Here is a 19,233-nt window from a genome sequence, read left to right on the forward strand (position 1 = left end):
AATTTATATGGCAAATGTGAGAAATGAAAAAAGGCACAATTATTGAATTGTACCTTATATGTAGTATTTTTGTATAGAATATGTAGTATTTATGCTATTTTGAAATACTTTTTAAAATGACAAAATAGGACTTTTGGAGCACCCGTACTTTCTTTAATATCTTGTAAGTACTTTTTAGCGGTTCTGTCGTCTGAAACGTCTAACAAAGTCTTAATGTCTTTGTATGTTAAAATTCTAAATTCTGAAATTGTTGCCATAACATGGAAGTTTTTAGGTTAGAATAGAGGGGGTGCAACCCCTCTATTTGTTTTAAAAAATTAGTAATTGTCCGTTGTTTTCTATTCGTGGTTCTTTTACTGGAAATTCTTTGTTTTTGAATATTAGTTCTTGGCCATTAGAAAGGACATAAACATAATCAGTAATTTTTTGGGATTTTGCTGAATGACTAACAATTAAACCCCTGTCTTTTTTTGCTTTTTTTGTACTCATTTTTTTGTGCTTTGGTTAAAGTTTTTTTTAACTGGGGTGGGGGTATCAGTAACCCCCACCGAGACCTTTAGAAATTTCGATAGAATTTTTTAGATTTTTTATTTGTAGTTCTAATAAATTTACTTTTAATGTGTAAGACCAAGGTTTAAAATTTGTAGGATTATTCCTAAACTCTAAACGTAGTAATTTTAATTCAGCTTTAAGAAATTTTAAACGTGCTTTTGGAATTTTAAGATATTTTACCATAAATTTTGCATTTTAATAAATTGGTTAGTAATTGAATTTTGTTCTAATTGTTTGGTTAAATATTCAGTATCAAAAGTGATATCTATTAAATTTAAAATCTTCTTTTTAGAGAGTGCTTTTTGAACTTTGCAATCAAATAAAGTAAGTGGTTCCTGAAGCGTTAATTTATCTGCACCAAGTTCTACGAGTTTATGCATATAATAACTAATAATTTTATCTGTAGGACTTAAATCGGTAGATACAGAAAATTGCTTTTTTTCGTAATAATATTTTAACTGAACGTTGCAAATAGTAGTTAATTCAGTTTGTGAAATTGAAAGGATATCATTTAAAGTTGATAATTGATTTTCAGGATTTACAAGTTTCTTTTTGCGCAAATTTTGTTTTACTGCATTGTTTTTTATTGTGATTTCTTTTCTAATAATATTGTCAATAGATAGACCGTAACGTAATTGAGGGAATAAATACTTATTATAAAAATCAGCGGAATTAGTGAGCAATTCTTCTGTTTTGTTGTAAAATTTACAAAAGGGAGAGCCAATTTTCGCAGAATCTCTATTACTGAATTCGATACCATAATTTTTGTCGTTTTTGAATGTTTCTTTACGTGGATAGAGTGTAACTTCATGTTGTTTTGAAGCTTTAACCATTTTTTTTAAGTATTGTAAACTTTGTTTATATGGTTCAAAATCAAGGTTGTAATTTATACAAATATCAATATCATTACATATAGAATTTAATGCAGTATCAAGGTCAAAACGTATGATTTGACGAGTATTGATATAATCGACAATCATTTGTAAATTGTCAATGTTGATGCCTTCAAAGTATCTACCGAATAACATTTTTGAGGTCAATGTTAAACGTATTAGTTCTGTAGTTTCTTTTTTGATTATATTTGGCGGAAATACGACACGATTAAAACGAAAATTAATGCCATTATCTTTGATTAAAATTGGCTTTGGTGGGTTTAAATCTTCGATAATTTGGCCAGTTTCAGGATAATAAACTTGATATTCTGAAATTAAACGCTCATCAATAACCTGAATTTTATCTAATGGTAGATAAATAGTTAAAGAATCTATTAACCCGACATTTAAGGGTATTGGGTTAAACTTCATAACTAATTGGTTTTAAATTAGTTGATAAAGTGTTTGAACTATAATATACATTATGTAAAATAGAAAATTTAAACAATTACTTCTATAAGCCAAACAAACTTTGTATCTTCGTTTAATAAATTAACAGAGTTTATGAAAAACCCTATTGCCGAACGCATCACCGATTTTTTAAAGCATTATCCGCCCTTTTCAAGTTTATCCTATCTAAACTTGTTAGAGATTGCTAAAACTTGTCAAGTAATTTACTTAGAAAAAAATCAAACTCTATTTAAAATTAATGATGCAACCCATTCTTTTTTTTATGTAGTGGCTTCTGGTGCTGTTGGTTTATCTGTAACTTCAGATGCAGATGATGTTTTAATTGATAAATGTGATGAAGGCGATATTTTAGGTTTACGTCCATTTTTTGCTAAGAATAATTATTTAATGACAGCAAAAGCTCGTGAAGAAAGTATTATTTATGCTATTCCTATAGAAACATTTAAACCTTATGTAATTGCAAATCCAGAGGTTTTAAGCTTCTTATTAGAAAGTTTTGCATCCAATACTAGAAATCCTTATGATAAAAACAACAAAGGAAAATTAGTTTCTGAAAACGTTATTTACAATGATCAGAGCTCAGAAATTCAGTATTATCAGCCTATAAAATATACTTCAAATCCGATAACGGCTTCTCCTAATGATATTGTGAAATTTGTAGCACAAACTATGTCGAGTAGCAAAATTGGTAGTATGATTATTCATGAAAATAGAAAACCAATCGGAATTGTTACTGATAAAGATTTGCGATCTAAAATAGCAACCGGACTTTATTCTATAGATGTAACGATTGATAAAATCATGTCTTCTCCAGTAATTACTGTAGCTGACAACTTATCCATTGCTGAAGCTCAAATTATCATGCTAAAGAATAATGTATCGCATTTATGTGTTACAAAAGATGGTTCTACCGATTCTGAAATTACTGGAATTATTACCGAACACGATATTGTGGTGGCTCAGGCAAACAATCCAGGTGTGCTTTTAAAACAATCAAAACGTGCTCAAAAATCAGCTGATTTAAAAGAAGTTAGAGAGAAATTAGCTGATTTGATTCAGCATTCGTTAGATAAGAATGTACCTATTAATCATATTGGTTCTATTGTTGGCGAAATTAATTTAGCAATTACCAAACGCGCTATCGAATTAGCTATTGAGAAAATAGGAACTCCTCCTCCAGCCCAGTTTGCTTGGATGAACATTGGAAGTCAAGGCAGAAAAGAACAACTTTTACTAACAGATCAAGACAATGCTATTGTTTTTGAAGATGTTCCAGAAGATAAATACGATACTGTTAAACAATATTTTATCGAATTAGCTGAAAAAGTAACCAAAACGCTTAATAAAGTTGGTTACGAATATTGTCCTGCCGAAATGATGGCTAGCAATCCGCTTTGGTGTAAATCGGTTAGCGATTGGCAAAACCAATTTAAAGGTTGGATTACAGCTCCTGGAGAAAAAGGGATTCTGATGTGTACCATTTTCTTCGATTACGATTTTGTGTACGGAAATGAAACTTTAGTAGATGCTATTACCAAAACAATTCACGAAGAAACTCATGAAAATCAGTTGTTTTTTGCCTATTTAGGTGCTGATGCATTGAAAAATCCGCCACCATTAGGGTTTTTCCGTCAGTTTTTAGTAGAAAGCGATGGTGAACACAAAGATACTTTTGATTTAAAAGGAAGAGCTTTAATGCCTTTGATTGACGCTGCTCGAATTTTATCCTTGAGCAAAGGAATTAAAAATACAGCCAATACCATTTCGAGATATGCAAAATTAGCTGAATTAGAACCACAAAACGCTCCTATTTATGAAGCTTGTGGCGACGCTTTTGCTGAATTATTAAAGTTTAGAACTGAAGAAGGTTTGAAAAACGAATCAGACGGTAGGTATTTGAATTTAAGTGAGTTATCAAAGTTAGATAAAGTAAAACTTAAAAACGATTTCCAACCAATTAACGATATTCAAGAAGTTATTAAAAACCGATTCCAATTAACTTATTTTACGTAATATGAAGTTCAATTGGTTTAAAAAAATAGTAAAAGATTATCCTAAATTTTGGGAAACTTACCTAAATTACTTTAATGAAAATCAAAGTAAAGAAAAGCGTTATGTAGTTTTTGATTGCGAAACCACAGGATTGGATTATAAATCGGATAGAATTTTATCTATCGGTGCAGTTGCTATCCAAAACAACCAAATTATTGTAGGCGATTTTATGGAAGTCTTTTTGCAACAAGACGTTTTCAAACCAGAATCGGTGCCAATTCATGGTATTTTAAGAGAAGGAAAAGAAGAAAAAATCGTAGAAGCCGAAGCTGTAATACGTTTTTTAGATTTTATTAAAGATGCAACATTAGTTGGACATCATGTAGATTTTGATATTGAAATGATTAATCAAGCATTGAATCGTTTGGATGTTGGAAAATTACAAAATCAAGCTATGGATACTGATATTATGTATCAGAAATTAAAATACTTACCACAAGAACAACACAGCTCGTTAGATGAATTATGTGATATTTATAAAATAAAAAAATCAGATCGACACACCGCTAGTGGCGATGCGTTTATAACAGGTTTACTATTTTTAAAGTTGAAGAGAAAATTAGAGATTTAATCAAATTAAACAAAAAACTGCTCCATTGCTGAAGCAGTTTTTAACCAATAAAACTAAAAAACTAAAGTTTGCCATTTTTAATTTCTTCCACTATTTCAGGATTTAATAAAGTTGAGATGTCTCCAAAGTTAGAGAAGTCTCCTTCAGCAATCTTTCTTAATATTCTGCGCATGATTTTACCCGAACGCGTTTTTGGTAAACCACTCACAAACTGAATTTTATCTAATTTTGCAATAGGGCCAATTTGGTCAGAAATCTGTTGATTAATCTCTTTTGCAAGATTATTTTTATCACGACTTTCTCCTGTTTCTTTCAGAATTACAAATCCATATAATGCATTTCCTTTGATATCATGTGGGAAGCCTACAATTGCACTTTCTGCTACTGCTGGATGTTCATTGATGGCATCTTCAATTGGAGCCGTTCCTAAATTATGTCCAGAAACAATTATTACATCATCTACTCTACCCGTAATTCTATAATACCCTACTTCATCGCGTAAAGCTCCATCTCCTGTGAAATATTTTCCAGGAAAAGCGGTGAAATAAGTTTCTTTATAACGTTGGTGATCACCCCAAATGGTTCTCGCCATGGATGGCCATGGGAATTTAATACACAAAGCTCCCGTAACTTGATTTCCTTCAATTTCATTTCGCAATTCATCCATTAAAACTGGCTGAATTCCTGGCAATGGTAATGAAGCATACGTAGGTTTTGTAGGTGTTACAAACGGAATTGGTGAAATCATAATTCCTCCTGTTTCAGTTTGCCACCATGTGTCTACTAATGGACAGCGCTTTCCTCCTACGTGGTCGTTATACCAGTGCCAAGCTTCTTCATTAATTGGCTCACCTACAGAACCAATTACTTTTAGAGAACTTAGTGGGAATTTTTGAACATAATCCAAACTCTCTTTTGCTAAAGCACGAATGGCTGTTGGAGCTGTATAAAATTGTGTAACTTTATGTTTTTCAATTACTTCCCAAAAACGACTAAAATCTGGGTAAGATGGAACACCTTCAAAAATTACGGTTGTAGCACCGTTTAAAAGTGGCCCGTATAAAATATAAGAGTGACCTGTAATCCAACCAATATCTGCTGTACACCAATACACATCATTTTCTTCATAATTGAAAACGTTTTTAAAGGTGTAAGCTGTGTAAACCATGTAACCAGCGGTTGAATGAACCATTCCTTTTGGTTTTCCAGTTGAACCCGAAGTGTATAAAATAAATAATGGATCTTCTGCATCCATTATTTCAGCGACATTGTTTCCAATAGCAGCATCCATTAAAGGTTGTAACCACAAATCTCTGCCTTCTTTCATGGTAACTTCCGTATTGGTTCTATTAACTACTAAAACAGTCTCAACACAAGGACATTTTTCTAAAGCTTCATCAACAATTCCTTTCAAATCAATTGATTTATTACCTCTATAACTTCCGTCAGAAGTAATTACCATTTTGCATTCACTATCATTAATACGACTAGCAACCGCTGAAGATGAAAAACCAGCGAAAACAACTGAATGTATAGCTCCAATTCGAGCACAAGCTAAAACGGCTACCGCTAATTCTGGAATCATTGGCAAATAAATACAAACTCTATCGCCTTTTTTAATGCCTTGTTCACGCAAAACATTTGCCATTTTAGACACACGAACGTATAATTCGTTATATGTAATATGTTGCGCTTCTTCGCCCGGATTGTTTGGTTCGAAAATAATAGCGGTTTTATCACCTCTTTTTGCTAAATGTCTGTCGATGCAGTTTTTAGTGATGTTTACTTTTGCGTTTAAAAACCATTTAAAGTTGGCTTCTTGCATATCTACTTCAAAAACTTTGTCCCATTTTTGGTACCAAGTAAAGTTTTCATCGGCAATACGATCCCAAAATTTTCTTGGTTCGCGTACCGATTTCTTATACATTTTAAAGTAGTTTTCTAAATCGTGTATTTTATAATAACTCATTTTTTAGTTTATTTTTAATTGATAGTGTAAATATAACCAATCTATTTTTTGAATTTCATATTATTTTGCTAAATTACTATATATAGTGTATTCCAAAAAATTAAACACATAGGCACATAGATTTAAGATAAACAAATGTGTAGGCGTTACACTAAATTTAGTTAACATAGGAAATCTGTAAGTATCAGCGTTTCGATTTATCGAATCTGTATTATCCGCGTGCTTTTACTTAAAACACCCAATTTTATCGTGTTGTAAAACGTCTCGGATTTCATCGATAATTGCCTCATCGTCGATAGTAGAAGGAACTTGAAAGTTTTCACCATCGGCAATGCTTCGCATCATTTTACGAAGTATTTTACCTGAACGGGTTTTAGGTAAGCGTTGTACCAAAACTACATCACGTAACGATGCTACAGCTCCAATTTGTTCTCTTACTAATTTAACAACTTCGTGTTGCAGTTGGAAATGTTCAATATCTTCTCCCGATTTTGCAACAACCAATGCTAATGGAATTTGACCTTTTAATTCGTCATTAATTCCGATTACAGCACATTCTGCAACGGAGTGATGTGAAGCTACAATTTCTTCCATTTCAGCAGTTGAAAGGCGGTGACCAGCAACGTTTATGACATCATCTACTCTACCTGTAATGAAAATATAATCTTCATCATCTTTAAATCCACCATCTCCAGAGAAATAGTAGCCTGGAAATTTATTCAAATAACCCGCTTTGAAACGTTCGTTATCTTTCCATAAATCCAATAAAGTTCCAGGAGGTAATGGCAATTTGATCACCACATAACCTTCTTCATTTGGACCTAATTCTTGTCCGTTTTCTCCAAAAATTCTGATATCGTAACCCGTAACAGCTTTTCCTGCCGAACCTGGTTTTATAGGTAAATACTCCACTCCCATCATATTTGCAATCATGGGCCAACCCGATTCGGTTTGCCACCAATGGTCGATTGCTGGAACTGGAATATGTTCGCGATACCATTCTAAAGTTGCTACATCACAACGTTCTCCTGCTAAGAATTGAATTCGTAAACAAGATAAATCATATTGTTTGATGAATTCGCCATTTGGATCTTCTTTTTTAATAGCTCTGATGGCTGTTGGTGCGGTAAACATTACGCTAACTTTATGTTCGGCAATTACGCGCCAAAAGGTACTTGCATCTGGTGTACGAATTGGTTTTCCTTCAAAAAGAATGGTTGTGTTTCGATTTATTAATGGTCCATAAACGATATAACTATGTCCTACAACCCAACCCACATCGGAAGCAGCCCAAAATACTTCACCTTCTTTTGCATCGTAAATATGTTGCATTGAAAATTTAAGTGCCGTAGCATAACCTCCTGTATCTCTGACGATTCCTTTTGGTTTTCCTGTTGTACCTGAAGTGTATAAAATATACAAAGGATGTGTTGAATTCACAGAAACGCATTCAGCTTCCTCGGAACCATAAACTAAGGCATCATAATCAACATCGTATTTTTTAAAGGGTACTCTTGCCCCTAATTTTCTATTGAAAACGATTACCTTTTCTGGTTTGTGATTGGCTAATTCAATAGCTTCATCAACTAAAGGTTTGTAAGCAATTAATCGATCGATTTCAATTCCTGAAGAAGCGGTAATAATGGCTTTAGGTTCGCAATCATCAATACGAATAGCTAATTCATGCGGTGCAAAACCTCCAAAAACTACCGAATGTGTTACTCCTATTCGCGCACAAGCCAACATAGCAAAGGCTGCTTGTGGAATCATTGGCATATAAATTACAGCAGTATCGCCTTTTTCTAATCCAAGCGAAAGTAAACCGCCAGCTAATTTGGCAACTTCGGTTTTAACTTCGTTAAATGTATACTTTTTTACAGTTTGTGTAACGGGTGAGTCATAAATAATAGCAACTTGCTCTCCAAAGCCATCTTCTATGTGTTTATCAACTGCTAGATAACATGCATTAAGCTCTCCGTCTGCAAACCACAATGGATAATCGTTCGAATCGTTAGACAAAATAGTTTTTGGGTTTGAAAACCAAGCAATGTTTTGTGATTGCTCTTTCCAGAAATCTACTGCGGATTCGTTACTTTTTTTATAAAATTCGTAATAATTCATTTGAATAATTCGGTTTGTGTTATTTTTTCTTTAGTAAATTTAAAGAATAAAATAATGCCAAATGAATTAATCTTGCTAAATAGGTATAGATAAAGAAATAAGAATTTAGAACATAGAAATTAGAAAAATAACAGATATCTAATTGAAAACAGATTTGCGTTAGGGATTGAAGCTTTGTTTGAGCTCTTAATTAAAATTTTTAAGAATTTTAATTAAAGCGAGTGCGTAAAGCCCGACCCTTGTGGTAACGCTCAAATATTTACCCAAACAACTCCTCCACTTTCTCTACCACTTTCTTAATTGAAAATGGCTTGGTCATGTAGGCATCGGCACCAAGAGCCATCCCTTTTTCAATGTCACTTTCTTTGTTTTTAGCGGATAAGAACAAGACTTTAGTGTGTTTTAGATTTTCGTCTTTTCTAATTTGTTCTAAAGTGGCAAATCCGTCTACCATGGGCATCATGATATCTAAAATAATCACATCAGGAAAATTACTTTTTAAAATATCCAATGCTTCTTGCCCGTCACGAGCTATAAATACTTCGTAATTGCTTTTTTTGAAGGTATATTCAAGCGTCATTACAATGTTTGGTTCGTCGTCTACAATTAAAATCTTCTTCATAAATCTGTATTTTCAATATTTTTTATCGGTAAAGTAAAAGAAATACATGCGCCTTTTATACTTGGTTCTACCCAAATTTTACCTTTGTGATGTTCTATAATTTGTTTGCAAATTGCCAATCCTAATCCGCTACCAACGGGTTTTTTGAAATTCTGATTGGAAGCTTGATAAAATTTGTCAAATATAACTTCAAAATCGTTAGGATTAATGCCTTTTCCGTTATCTTGAACAGAAGTTATTACAAAATTATCCTTCTTTTTTACTTGAATCGTTATTAAACCTTCACTTTCGGGGCAAAATTTAATGGCATTTGACAACAAATTCGTAACTACTTGAATGATTCGATCTTCATCATAATATGCAAAAATAGTATCTTTACTTTCTACATAAATACTGATTTTCTTGTTTTTAATCAATTGTTGTAAAGGTTCAATCGAATGTTCAATGGTAGCAATTAAGTTGTTTAGACTTGGATGAATGGTTTGTTTCCCTGTTTCAAATTTTTCTAAATCTAAAATTTTATCAATCAAACGATTCAAACGATCAGATTCGGAAATGATATTTTGTAGAAATTGTTTTTTTAACTCTTCCGGAATTTCGTCGTCATCGTGCAAAATTTCGCTTGCAGCACGAATAGCGGTAATTGGTGTACGAAGTTCGTGTGTAACAGTGTCTAAAAATTCGTCTTTTTGGATGTCTTTTCGAACCAAGGTTTCATTTGCTTTTTGAAGTTGCGAAGTAATTTCTTTTAACTCATTAGAAGTTTCCAGCAGCTTTTTATTGGTTATAATGTTTTCTTTGGATTCTTCTAAGATTTTCAGTACTTCAGGAAGCGTTACTTTTTCTTCTTTTACCACACTTGAAATTAAAATTCTAGCCGAAGCTGTTCCAATGTGTCCCGTTAATAAATTTTCGGCAAATTTAACTAACCGAGCATCTGCAAGCTCTTGATTTTTATCCACATTATATTTTACGTTGAAAATATTTAAAGCCCGTTTGGTTCGTTCTTCACCTAAAAACCGAACTAAAACTTTTTCAATATCACTAGTATAAGCGGTTCCTTTCCAAACGAATGCATTTTCATGATTGGTGCTATATTTTTCGATGTCAACGTACATTTCGGCATAATTGCGTTCGCGGTAATTTCCTTTAAAGCTCACAGAAACCGCAAAATAAGTTAATGAATTAAACAACATACTCCAAAACAAAGCATGTGGCACAGGTTGCAAATAATCCAAACCAAAAAGTTGGAAGGGTTTTAATAAGCCAATTTTCATAAAACCTTCCGAAATAAAAGAACTTTCGTTGTTGGTTAGTCCAATAGCATATGGCAATAATAAGGTATAAATACAGATTAGAAATCCAATTAAAATTCCATAAATAGCTCCCATTCTTGAACCTCTGCGCCAGAAAATTGCTCCGAAAAATGCTGGTGCTAATTGGGCAATAATTACAAACGAAATTAATCCGATGGAAACCAAACTGTAATCTAATGCGAAGAATCTGTAAATAAAATAGGCAACAATAATTAATGAAAAAATTCCTATTTTACGAATATTGACAATTTTTTTGTTATTGATAACTTGTTCCTCACTACGTAATTTTCCTAAAAAAGTATATGGAATTAATAAGTTGTTACTCAACATGGTAGATAAACTTATGCTCGAAACTACAATCATGGAAATGGCTGCCGAAAATCCGCCTAAAAACACTAAAACAGTTAATGTGGTATTATTGAAATATTGAGGGATTAGTAACGAATACGTGTCGGCATTAGCGTCAGTTCCTTCAAATAAGACATTTCCGCCCCAAGCAATTGGATAAACAAAAATATTAAAAAGCAATAAGTACAAAGGAAACAACCAAATAGCAGTTTTTATGTGACGTTCTCTATTGTTTTCAACCACTGACATTTGAAATTGTCTTGGTAACAAAAAGATTGCAAAAAGTGAAACCATACTTAGAAAAAACCAATTTAGACCTTGTTCTAATCCGCCAATGGTATTTTTCTCTTTAAAATTCTCTAAAAGAGAAGCTTTTGCATATATATCATCGTAACCATCGAAAACAAAGTAGGTTACATAAACTCCAATAATGATAAAAAAGACTAATTTTAGTACGCTTTCTAGGGCAACAGCGGTAACAATCCCTTTTCTTTTTTCGGATGCGTCTACATAACGCGTTCCGTAATAAGATGCAAAAAGTGCTAAAGCAATCGCAACATAAGTTGTGGTATCATCAAAAATGTAAGAACTTGTATTTGTTTGAGTTACAATATGAAACGTTTCCGAAATTGCTTTTAGTTGCAATGCAATATAGGGTAAAACTCCTGCCAAGCAAACAACAGTTACAATAGCTCCTAAAAAACGACTATTACCGTAACGAAGCGAAATAAAATCGGCAATACTTGAAATTTTATTCACACGAGAAATGCGAATGATTTTATTCAAAATAATAATCCAAGCCGGTATAATGATTATTGGTCCGATGTAAATAGGCAAATATCCTAAACCAGAATTCGCTGCAACACCTATACTTCCATAATACGTCCAAGCAGTACAATACACGGCTAATGATAAAGAATAGATGTATGAATTATTAGTCCATTTGACATTTTCTTTTTTTTCTGCCCAATGTGCTATAAAAAAAAGAATACCCAAATAGCCTAATAAAATAAGTAAAAGAACTGCACTATTCATAATAACGTTGTACTACAATCCAAGACATTAAAATCGAAAATAACCAAGCCGAAAAGACATAAATATAAATGATAGGAAATCCTAAAAAACTTTCGGAACTATCAAATAATAATACTATTGGCAAGTTGAGAGCCAAAAGCAATAGAAATGATAAAACTACTAATTTTTGTTGATGTCTTTTTTTCATTGAGAATTGTAGGTATATTTTATATTAACTTTTTAAAAATACAAACTCTGTTCTTGAAAAACAAGAACAGAGTTGTAAAATAATTTATTTTCTATGAAATTAGTGAGCAGCTCCTGCTTCTGCAGCACCAGAAGGTATACGGATATTTTCTACAATATCTTGCACTTCTTGTGGTGGCGCTGGTGTAAACTTACTTACTAATAAAGCAACAATAAAGTTTGCAATCATAGCAACTGTTCCAAATCCTTCTGGAGAAATTCCAAACCACCATTCCGATTTGTCTGGCATATCACCAATCCAACCTAGTTTGAATTTCGCCATATAGTATAACATTAATGCCATACCAACAACCATACCTGCAACAGCTCCTTCTTTGTTCATTTTTTTATTGAAAATACCCAAAATAATAGCAGGGAAGAATGAAGCAGCGGCTAATCCGAAAGCCAATGCTACAACGGCGGCCACGAAACCTGGAGGATTAATTCCGAAATATCCTGCAATAATTACAGCTACAGCGGCAGAAATACGAGCAGTCCATAATTCTCCTTTTTCAGAAATATTTGGGTTAACCATTTTCTTGATTAAATCGTGAGAAACAGCCGCAGAAATTACTAACAATAAACCAGCAGCAGTTGAAAGTGCAGCAGCTAAAGCTCCAGCAGCAACCAATGCAATAACCCAGTTAGGTAATTTTGCAATTTCAGGATTTGCTAATACCATGATATCATTATCGATATACAATTCGTTAGCACTTTCAGCATTTGGTTGGTCTTTTTGTGGTTTACCATCTTTCAATACAAAAGCATCTCCTTTTACATATTGAATTTTTCCATCAGCATTTTTATCATTATAGATTAAAAGACCAGTTTTTTCCCAGTTTTTAAACCATTGAGGCATGTCTGCATAATTTTTATTACTAACTGTTTCGATTAAGTTAGTTCTTGCAAAAACAGATACTGCAGGAGCTGTTGTATATAAAATCACAATAAATACTAATGCTAATCCAGCAGATTTACGTGCGTCTTTTACATTTTTAACGGTAAAGAAACGAACAATTACGTGAGGTAATCCAGCAGTTCCAACCATTAAAGCTAAGGTAATTGCTAAAACGTCAATCATCGATTTTGAACCATCTGTATATTCAGTAAAACCTAATTCTGTAGACAAACCATTTAACTTATCAAGTAAATAAGTATCTGTTCCGACTACAGTTCCTCCCATTCCTAATTGTGGAATTGGATTACCTGTCATTTGTATTGAAATGAAGATTGCTGGCACCATGAAAGCGAAAATCAATACACAGTATTGTGCTACTTGCGTATAAGTAATACCTTTCATCCCTCCTAAAACCGCGTAGAATAAAACGATTACCATTCCAATGATTACACCGGTGTTAATTTCAACTTCTAAGAATCTTGAAAATACAACTCCTACTCCACGCATTTGACCCGCTACATATGTAAATGATACAATCAAAGCACAGAAAACAGCTACCGAACGTGCAGTTTTTGAGTAGTATCGATCTCCAATAAAATCAGGCACCGTGAATTTTCCGAATTTTCTTAAATAAGGAGCTAAAAGTAATGCTAAAAGTACATAACCTCCGGTCCAACCCATTAAGTAAACCGCTCCATCATAACCTGCAAAAGAAATAATTCCTGCCATTGAAATAAACGATGCGGCAGACATCCAATCGGCAGCAGTTGCCATACCATTAGCTAATGGAGAAACTCCTCCACCAGCTACATAAAACTCTTTAGTAGAACCCGCTCTTGTCCAAATAGCAATTCCAATGTAGATTGCAAACGTAATTCCTACAATAATATATGTCCAAATTTTTACATCCATGATTATAAATTTTTATCTTATTAATTAATCGTTATCAAAACCATATTTTTTATCTAATTTGTTCATTAAACGAACGTAGACAAAAATTAAGATTACGAAAACATACATTGATCCTTGTTGGGCAAACCAAAATCCAAGTGGAAATCCACCTAATTTGATTGTGTTTAATTGGTCTACAAATAGAATTCCTGCTCCATACGAGCATAGAAACCAAATGCTTAAAAGAATTAGAAGGTATCTTAAATTTTCCTTCCAATAAGCCGTAGCGTGTTTTTGATCACTCATTGTTTATTAGTTTTTGATTGTTTGTTAAAATGAATAGGCACATGAAATCATTGCTCTAAAATTACCAACATCTGTAGTGTTTCCACCAATCGATGCATCTGATTCTAAATCACCCCATGTAGCAGCAGTATACTCTAACTCTGGTGTAATTCTAAATTTATTTTGTTTGAAATCAACTCTTGCTGCAGCTCTCCAAACATTATCAACACCTCTTGTTCCAGAAGTTCCTCTCATGTATAATGCAGTTGCACCATCTTTTCCTGTTCCATCGTTTTTAGTATATCCAAAAAAGAATCCAGGTGCAGTTTTCGCATTATTACTAGCAATATCTAACCACAATGATGTTGTTTTTGTTGCTTCATATTTTTCAACTTGTCCTGGTGTTGTATATCCAGCAAAACCACCAAGCATTACTAAATTATACATATTTTCACCTGTAATTCCGTAAGCCTTGATGTGAAATTTATCATTATTGTATTTGAAATATCCTACAAATGATAAACTATTTACTTTTTCATCTGACACTAAACCATTAGAAACCGTTAAAGGTTGTAAAGATTTAAATTCAGCTCCTAAACCTGCAATCCAATTTTTGTTTTTGAATTGAAATTGTCCGTGAAATGTTGGAATTGATGAATTAATTGAAGCAGAATTTTGGGTTCCCCCAGTTGCGGTTGCGGTTGTAAATTCTCTTTCTTTGTACGCGGTTAACGCAAATGAAATATTATTTGAAAGACTATGTTTAACTCTAATTTGTGATGCCCAACCAAATGGGTTAAATAAAATACCTGTACTAAAGTTTGCTACTCCAGGAAAAACTTCAGGAATAAACGTTGGATACCAAGTTTGTCCCATTGTAACAGTAGTTTTAGACCATTCTAAACTTGCAAAAGCATGTCTTAATCTAAATTGACCAATAGAACCTTCCGTATTACCAAAGAAATCGCCCTCTAATGTACCTGAAGTTTTAGCTCCCCAAACATTTGGTCCTTTTGCTTTAACACCTAATCTTGAAACTACAGATAAAAAATTTGAAGCACCTGCATCGTTAATATCTTTTCCGTTAGCATCTAAAACTTCATCTAAAGGATATAGGTTTAAATTATATTCCCTTACTTGAGCTGATTTTCTTGTATCCCAAATATAATCAGTTCGAACGAAACCATAAAGATTTACGTCCCACTCCTTTTCTGCAGGTGCAGTTGCTGGAGTTGTTTGAGAATATCCCGAAAAGGATAAAGCTACAAACGATGCAATTAATACTTTTTTCATAATTTAAGTTTTGGTTAGTTGTGCATTTCTGCATGACCAAATTCTAAAATTATGTTAACGAAAAAAATTGTAATATATAATTTTGTAAAATGGTATAGTTAATCTTTAAAACGTTCCCATTTAATAAGCATAAACTTATCACCAAGCTCTGTTATAATCATACCTGCACCAGACAATCTATCTTTATTTTGAAGGTATTCAACCAGCTCATTGTGCTTGAAAATCTTATAAGTTGGATGATAATTTGGATGTGGCGGTTTTTTGATTTTAAACTCTTTCACCCAATTGCTAATCGATACGTGCGAAACTCCTAAAATACGCTCAATTTCTCTAAAACTTAAACCTTCTAAATACAGTTGTAATGCTTTAGTTACATAGTAATCATCTATCTTTTTACCTAATTTGTTGACAGTGAAATAATAATTACAAGATTTACACAAATACCTTTGTCTATCTTTGATTACACCACTTTTTACAATTGAATCGCTTTGGCATTTGGGACATGCTAAAATCTCCATATATATAATTTTTGCATAAATATACTAATTTTGCAAAATATACAAAAATATTGTTCGTAATTTTTCAAATATATTTTTTTACATATCACAATTATTTTGAATAAAAATTACACATAATGCAATAATAATCAAATACTAGCTTTTTTATGATTTTTAGAATGTTCATAAAAATATTCAATTTTATCAAAAAAGTATAGTTATGACTTTAAATTATTTTACTTAATTTGTAGAAACAACACTAAACTATGCAATTCGATATTCAACATACCGAATCTTCCGCTTTATACAAGCTTTTAACTGGAACCGTAATTCCAAGACCTATTGGTTGGATTTCAACAGTTGATGCTAATGGAATTAATAACCTTGCTCCTTTTTCCTTTTTTAATGTAGTAAGTGAAGATCCACCACACATTATGTTTTCAACTGTTAGAACTGGAAACAAAAACAAAGACACCTTAAATAATATATTAGATAACAAACAATTCGTTGTCAATTTAGTTACGGAAGAAGTTGTAGAACAAATGAATACCACTTCTCAAAGCGTAGCTTCTGATATTGATGAATTTGAATTAGCTGGAGTTACTCCTATTGATGCTATTTATATCAAGCCAAAACGTGTCAAAGAAAGCTTAGTTCATTTTGAATGTGAAATGGTACATCATTATTTTATTGAAAAGCATCAAAATGGTGGCGCTTGCATTATCATCGGTAAAATAATCACAATGCATATTGATGATTCAATTCTTATGGAAAATAATAAAATAAACTTAGAAATATATAAGCCTGTTGCTCGTTTAGCAGGTTCGAATTATAGTAAACTCGGAGAAATTTTCTCTATAAAAAGACAATAACTAATTATCAATTATCCATTGTTAATTATCAATTAAAAACATGAAAATAACAGTTATAGGTGGTGGTCCAGGCGGACTTTACTTTTCGATATTAACCAAAAAAGCAATGCCTCATTGCCAAATTGATATTTACGAGCGCAATAAACCTGATGATAGTTTTGGTTTTGGTGTCGTATTTTCAGACGAAACCTTAGGGGAATTCCTAAAACGCGACATGCAATCATATGAACTCATTCGAAGTAAATTTGCGTATTGGGATGATATTATTGTGGCTCGTGATGGTGAATCAGTAAACATTGCCGGAAATGGATTCTGTGGTTGTTCCAGAAAAACATTGTTGCAATTATTACAACAAAGATGTGTTGAAGAAGGCGTAAATCTGCATTTCGAACAAAATGTAGATGATTTATCTCGATTTGCGGATTCGGATATTATATTAGCTTCTGACGGAATTGCAAGTGCCATCCGAACAAAACATGAGAATGAATTTGGAACTAAAATCGAATTAAAGAAAAACCGCTTCGTTTGGTTAGGCTCCACAAAACCTTTAGATGCCTTCACTTATTTCTTTAGAAGTACACCTCACGGAACCATTGTTGCGCACTCCTATCAATATGAAGAAGGCATGAGTACGTGGATTTTTGAATGTAGCGATGAAACGTGGCAAAAACACGGTTTTGAAGTTACAAATGAAGAAGATACCATGGCAAAAATCGCCGAAATCTTCAAAGAGGAACTAGACGGACATCCACTAATCTCAAACAAATCACATTGGCGTCAATTTCCACATGTAACGAATGAAAAATGGAGTCATAATAATATTGTTTTGTTAGGCGATGCTAAAGCTACTGCCCACTACTCTATTGGTTCAGGAACAAAATTAGCCATGGATTGTGCGATTGGTTTATCTGATGCCGTAATTGCAAATCCAAACAACGTGCAAGCTGCCTTTGAACAATATGATAAAACCCGAAGAAATACGGTAGAAATGATTCAGTATGCGGCCGTAGTTTCTTTAGATTGGTTCGAAAATATGGACCGTCACATGCAACACCCATTTCAGCAATTTGCATTTGGATGTATGACACGTTCGAAAAAAGTAACGTATGAAAATTTACGTTTAAGAGATAGCTCGTTCACGGATAAAGTTTTAGAAGAGTTCAATGACAATTACAATGTTAATATCAAAAATCAATCAGCAGCCTTTTCAAAATTCAAATTAAGAAATTTAGAACTGCAAAACCGAATTGTGATGTCATCGATGGGACAATATTCCGCTGTTGATGGTGTAGTTTCAGATTGGCATTTGGTGCATTATGGAAGTCGTGCTACGGGTGGTATAGGATTAATCATTACAGAAATGACGGCTATTTCAGAAACTGGAAGAATTACAGAAGGTTGCGCGGGAATTTATAATGCAGAGCAATTGAATCAATGGAAAAAAATTACAGATTTCATTCATAATAATACTTCTACTAAAATAGGAATTCAATTAGGACATTCGGGACGAAAAGGTGCTACCAAAAAACCTTGGGAAGGCAACGAACCAATTGAAACACCTTGGAATTTAATTTCCGCTTCTCCTATTCCATTCAATGAAAATTTCGCAACACCAAAAGAAATGTCTTTGGAAGATATGGAAGAAATAAAAACACAATTGATTCAAGCGACCAAAAATGCAGATGAAGCTGGGTTTGATATGATTGAATTACAAGCGCATCATGGCTTTTTATTGGCTTCTTTCTTATCGCCATTAACTAATATTCGTTCGGATGAATTTGGTGGAAGTATCGAAAATCGTTTAAAATATCCTTTGGAAGTATTTAAAGCAATTCGTGAAGTATTTCCAACTGAAAAACCAATCTCGGTGCGAATTTCAGCAACTGATTGGGTAGAAAACGGAATTTCAGAACAAGAAGTAATTACAATCGCAACTGCTTTTAAAAATGCAGGAGCTGACATCATTAATGTTTCAACAGGAAATACTGTAGCAGGTCAAAAACCATTAACAGGTAGAATGTGGCAAACGCCTTTTTCGGATGCCGTTCGAAATACCATTCATATTCCAACCATTACTGCGGGCTATATTCAGGATATCGACCAAATTAATACCATAATTCTTAACGGAAGAGCCGATTTAGTTGCTTTAGGACGTCCTTTATTGTTGGATGCAAATTTTGTGAGAAATGCACAAGCTTACGAACAATTTCAAGCAAATGACATCCCAAATCCATATAAAATGGGCGTTTCACATTTGTATCCGCTAAAAGCTTCGGAAAGAAAACAAGTGGAAGGAATGAAAAAAGCATTAAAACCGAAAAGTAATAAGAAGTAATTAGGGAT

The 19,233-nt window shown here is 33.0% G+C and carries 16 protein-coding genes; 4 read left to right on the forward strand and 12 right to left on the reverse strand.

Translation table 11 applies throughout. The features are described 5' to 3' along the window. Nucleotides 1-89: 89 nt before the first annotated feature. From B2741_RS00260 to B2741_RS00275, 4 genes are read right to left on the reverse strand one after another with little or no spacing between them, the layout of a single operon-like run. The gene (locus B2741_RS00260) at nucleotides 90-257 is read right to left on the reverse strand and encodes a hypothetical protein (protein WP_291134218.1); all 168 of its coding nucleotides are present in this window, start codon (nucleotides 255-257) and stop codon (nucleotides 90-92) included. Nucleotides 258-309: 52 nt separating this feature from the next. Then, the gene (locus B2741_RS00265; RefSeq protein WP_291134221.1) at nucleotides 310-489 is read right to left on the reverse strand and encodes a hypothetical protein; all 180 of its coding nucleotides are present in this window, start codon (nucleotides 487-489) and stop codon (nucleotides 310-312) included. 45 nt (nucleotides 490-534) lie between these two features. Next, entirely contained in the window at nucleotides 535-735 is a 201-nt protein-coding gene (locus tag B2741_RS00270; protein ID WP_291134223.1) for a hypothetical protein, read from the reverse strand. After that, on the reverse strand, nucleotides 729-1,856 hold the full coding sequence (locus tag B2741_RS00275; RefSeq protein ID WP_291134226.1) for a hypothetical protein: 1,128 nt from the start codon (nucleotides 1,854-1,856) through the stop codon (nucleotides 729-731). Before B2741_RS00275 ends, B2741_RS00270 begins: the two co-directional genes overlap by 7 nt. Nucleotides 1,857-1,988: 132 nt before the next feature. Between B2741_RS00275 and B2741_RS00280 the strand changes: the two genes are divergently transcribed. Next, entirely contained in the window at nucleotides 1,989-3,908 is a 1,920-nt protein-coding gene (locus B2741_RS00280) for a DUF294 nucleotidyltransferase-like domain-containing protein (protein ID WP_291134229.1), read from the forward strand. Between the two features lies 1 nt (nucleotide 3,909). Next, nucleotides 3,910-4,518 carry a 3'-5' exonuclease gene (locus tag B2741_RS00285; protein WP_291134231.1) on the forward strand — a complete coding sequence of 203 codons (609 nt, stop codon included), beginning with the start codon at nucleotides 3,910-3,912 and terminating at the stop codon, nucleotides 4,516-4,518. A 61-nt stretch (nucleotides 4,519-4,579) separates the two neighbouring features. Here B2741_RS00285 and acs read toward each other — a convergent pair whose 3' ends face one another. From acs to B2741_RS00330, 8 genes are all read right to left on the reverse strand, one after another. Beyond that, nucleotides 4,580-6,487, reverse strand: coding sequence for an acetate--CoA ligase (acs, locus tag B2741_RS00290; RefSeq protein WP_291134233.1), 1,908 nt, complete (start codon nucleotides 6,485-6,487; stop codon nucleotides 4,580-4,582). A gap of 225 nt (nucleotides 6,488-6,712) precedes the next feature. Beyond that, nucleotides 6,713-8,614: an acetate--CoA ligase gene (locus B2741_RS00295; RefSeq protein WP_291134276.1), complete on the reverse strand. Its 1,902-nt coding sequence runs from the start codon at nucleotides 8,612-8,614 to the stop codon at nucleotides 6,713-6,715. Nucleotides 8,615-8,867: 253 nt separating this feature from the next. Beyond that, a complete protein-coding gene (locus tag B2741_RS00300; protein WP_291134235.1) occupies nucleotides 8,868-9,230 on the reverse strand; it encodes a response regulator transcription factor in 363 nt (120 codons plus the stop codon). Continuing rightward, the gene (locus B2741_RS00305; protein ID WP_291134238.1) at nucleotides 9,227-11,929 is read right to left on the reverse strand and encodes an ATP-binding protein; all 2,703 of its coding nucleotides are present in this window, start codon (nucleotides 11,927-11,929) and stop codon (nucleotides 9,227-9,229) included. The genes B2741_RS00300 and B2741_RS00305 overlap by 4 nt, the downstream gene beginning before the upstream one ends. Nucleotides 11,930-12,215: 286 nt before the next feature. Beyond that, on the reverse strand, nucleotides 12,216-13,964 hold the full coding sequence (locus B2741_RS00315) for a sodium:solute symporter family protein (protein WP_291134242.1): 1,749 nt from the start codon (nucleotides 13,962-13,964) through the stop codon (nucleotides 12,216-12,218). Between the two features lie 24 nt (nucleotides 13,965-13,988). Next, entirely contained in the window at nucleotides 13,989-14,249 is a 261-nt protein-coding gene (locus B2741_RS00320; protein ID WP_262318614.1) for a DUF4212 domain-containing protein, read from the reverse strand. 24 nt (nucleotides 14,250-14,273) lie between these two features. Further along, on the reverse strand, nucleotides 14,274-15,521 hold the full coding sequence (locus tag B2741_RS00325) for a hypothetical protein (protein WP_291134245.1): 1,248 nt from the start codon (nucleotides 15,519-15,521) through the stop codon (nucleotides 14,274-14,276). A 98-nt stretch (nucleotides 15,522-15,619) separates the two neighbouring features. Further along, entirely contained in the window at nucleotides 15,620-16,039 is a 420-nt protein-coding gene (locus B2741_RS00330) for an IS1/IS1595 family N-terminal zinc-binding domain-containing protein (protein WP_264549721.1), read from the reverse strand. A gap of 245 nt (nucleotides 16,040-16,284) precedes the next feature. On the opposite strand from B2741_RS00330, the gene B2741_RS00335 reads away from it, so the two are divergent. Together B2741_RS00335 and B2741_RS00340 are read left to right on the forward strand one after the other, a co-directional pair. Beyond that, nucleotides 16,285-16,890, forward strand: coding sequence for a flavin reductase family protein (locus B2741_RS00335; protein WP_291134248.1), 606 nt, complete (start codon nucleotides 16,285-16,287; stop codon nucleotides 16,888-16,890). A gap of 40 nt (nucleotides 16,891-16,930) precedes the next feature. Continuing rightward, on the forward strand, nucleotides 16,931-19,225 hold the full coding sequence (locus B2741_RS00340; protein ID WP_291134250.1) for a bifunctional salicylyl-CoA 5-hydroxylase/oxidoreductase: 2,295 nt from the start codon (nucleotides 16,931-16,933) through the stop codon (nucleotides 19,223-19,225). The last annotated feature ends 8 nt before the right edge of the window (nucleotides 19,226-19,233 follow it).

This window comes from Flavobacterium sp. UBA7663, from assembly GCF_002483315.1.
GTDB lineage: Bacteria > Bacteroidota > Bacteroidia > Flavobacteriales > Flavobacteriaceae > Flavobacterium.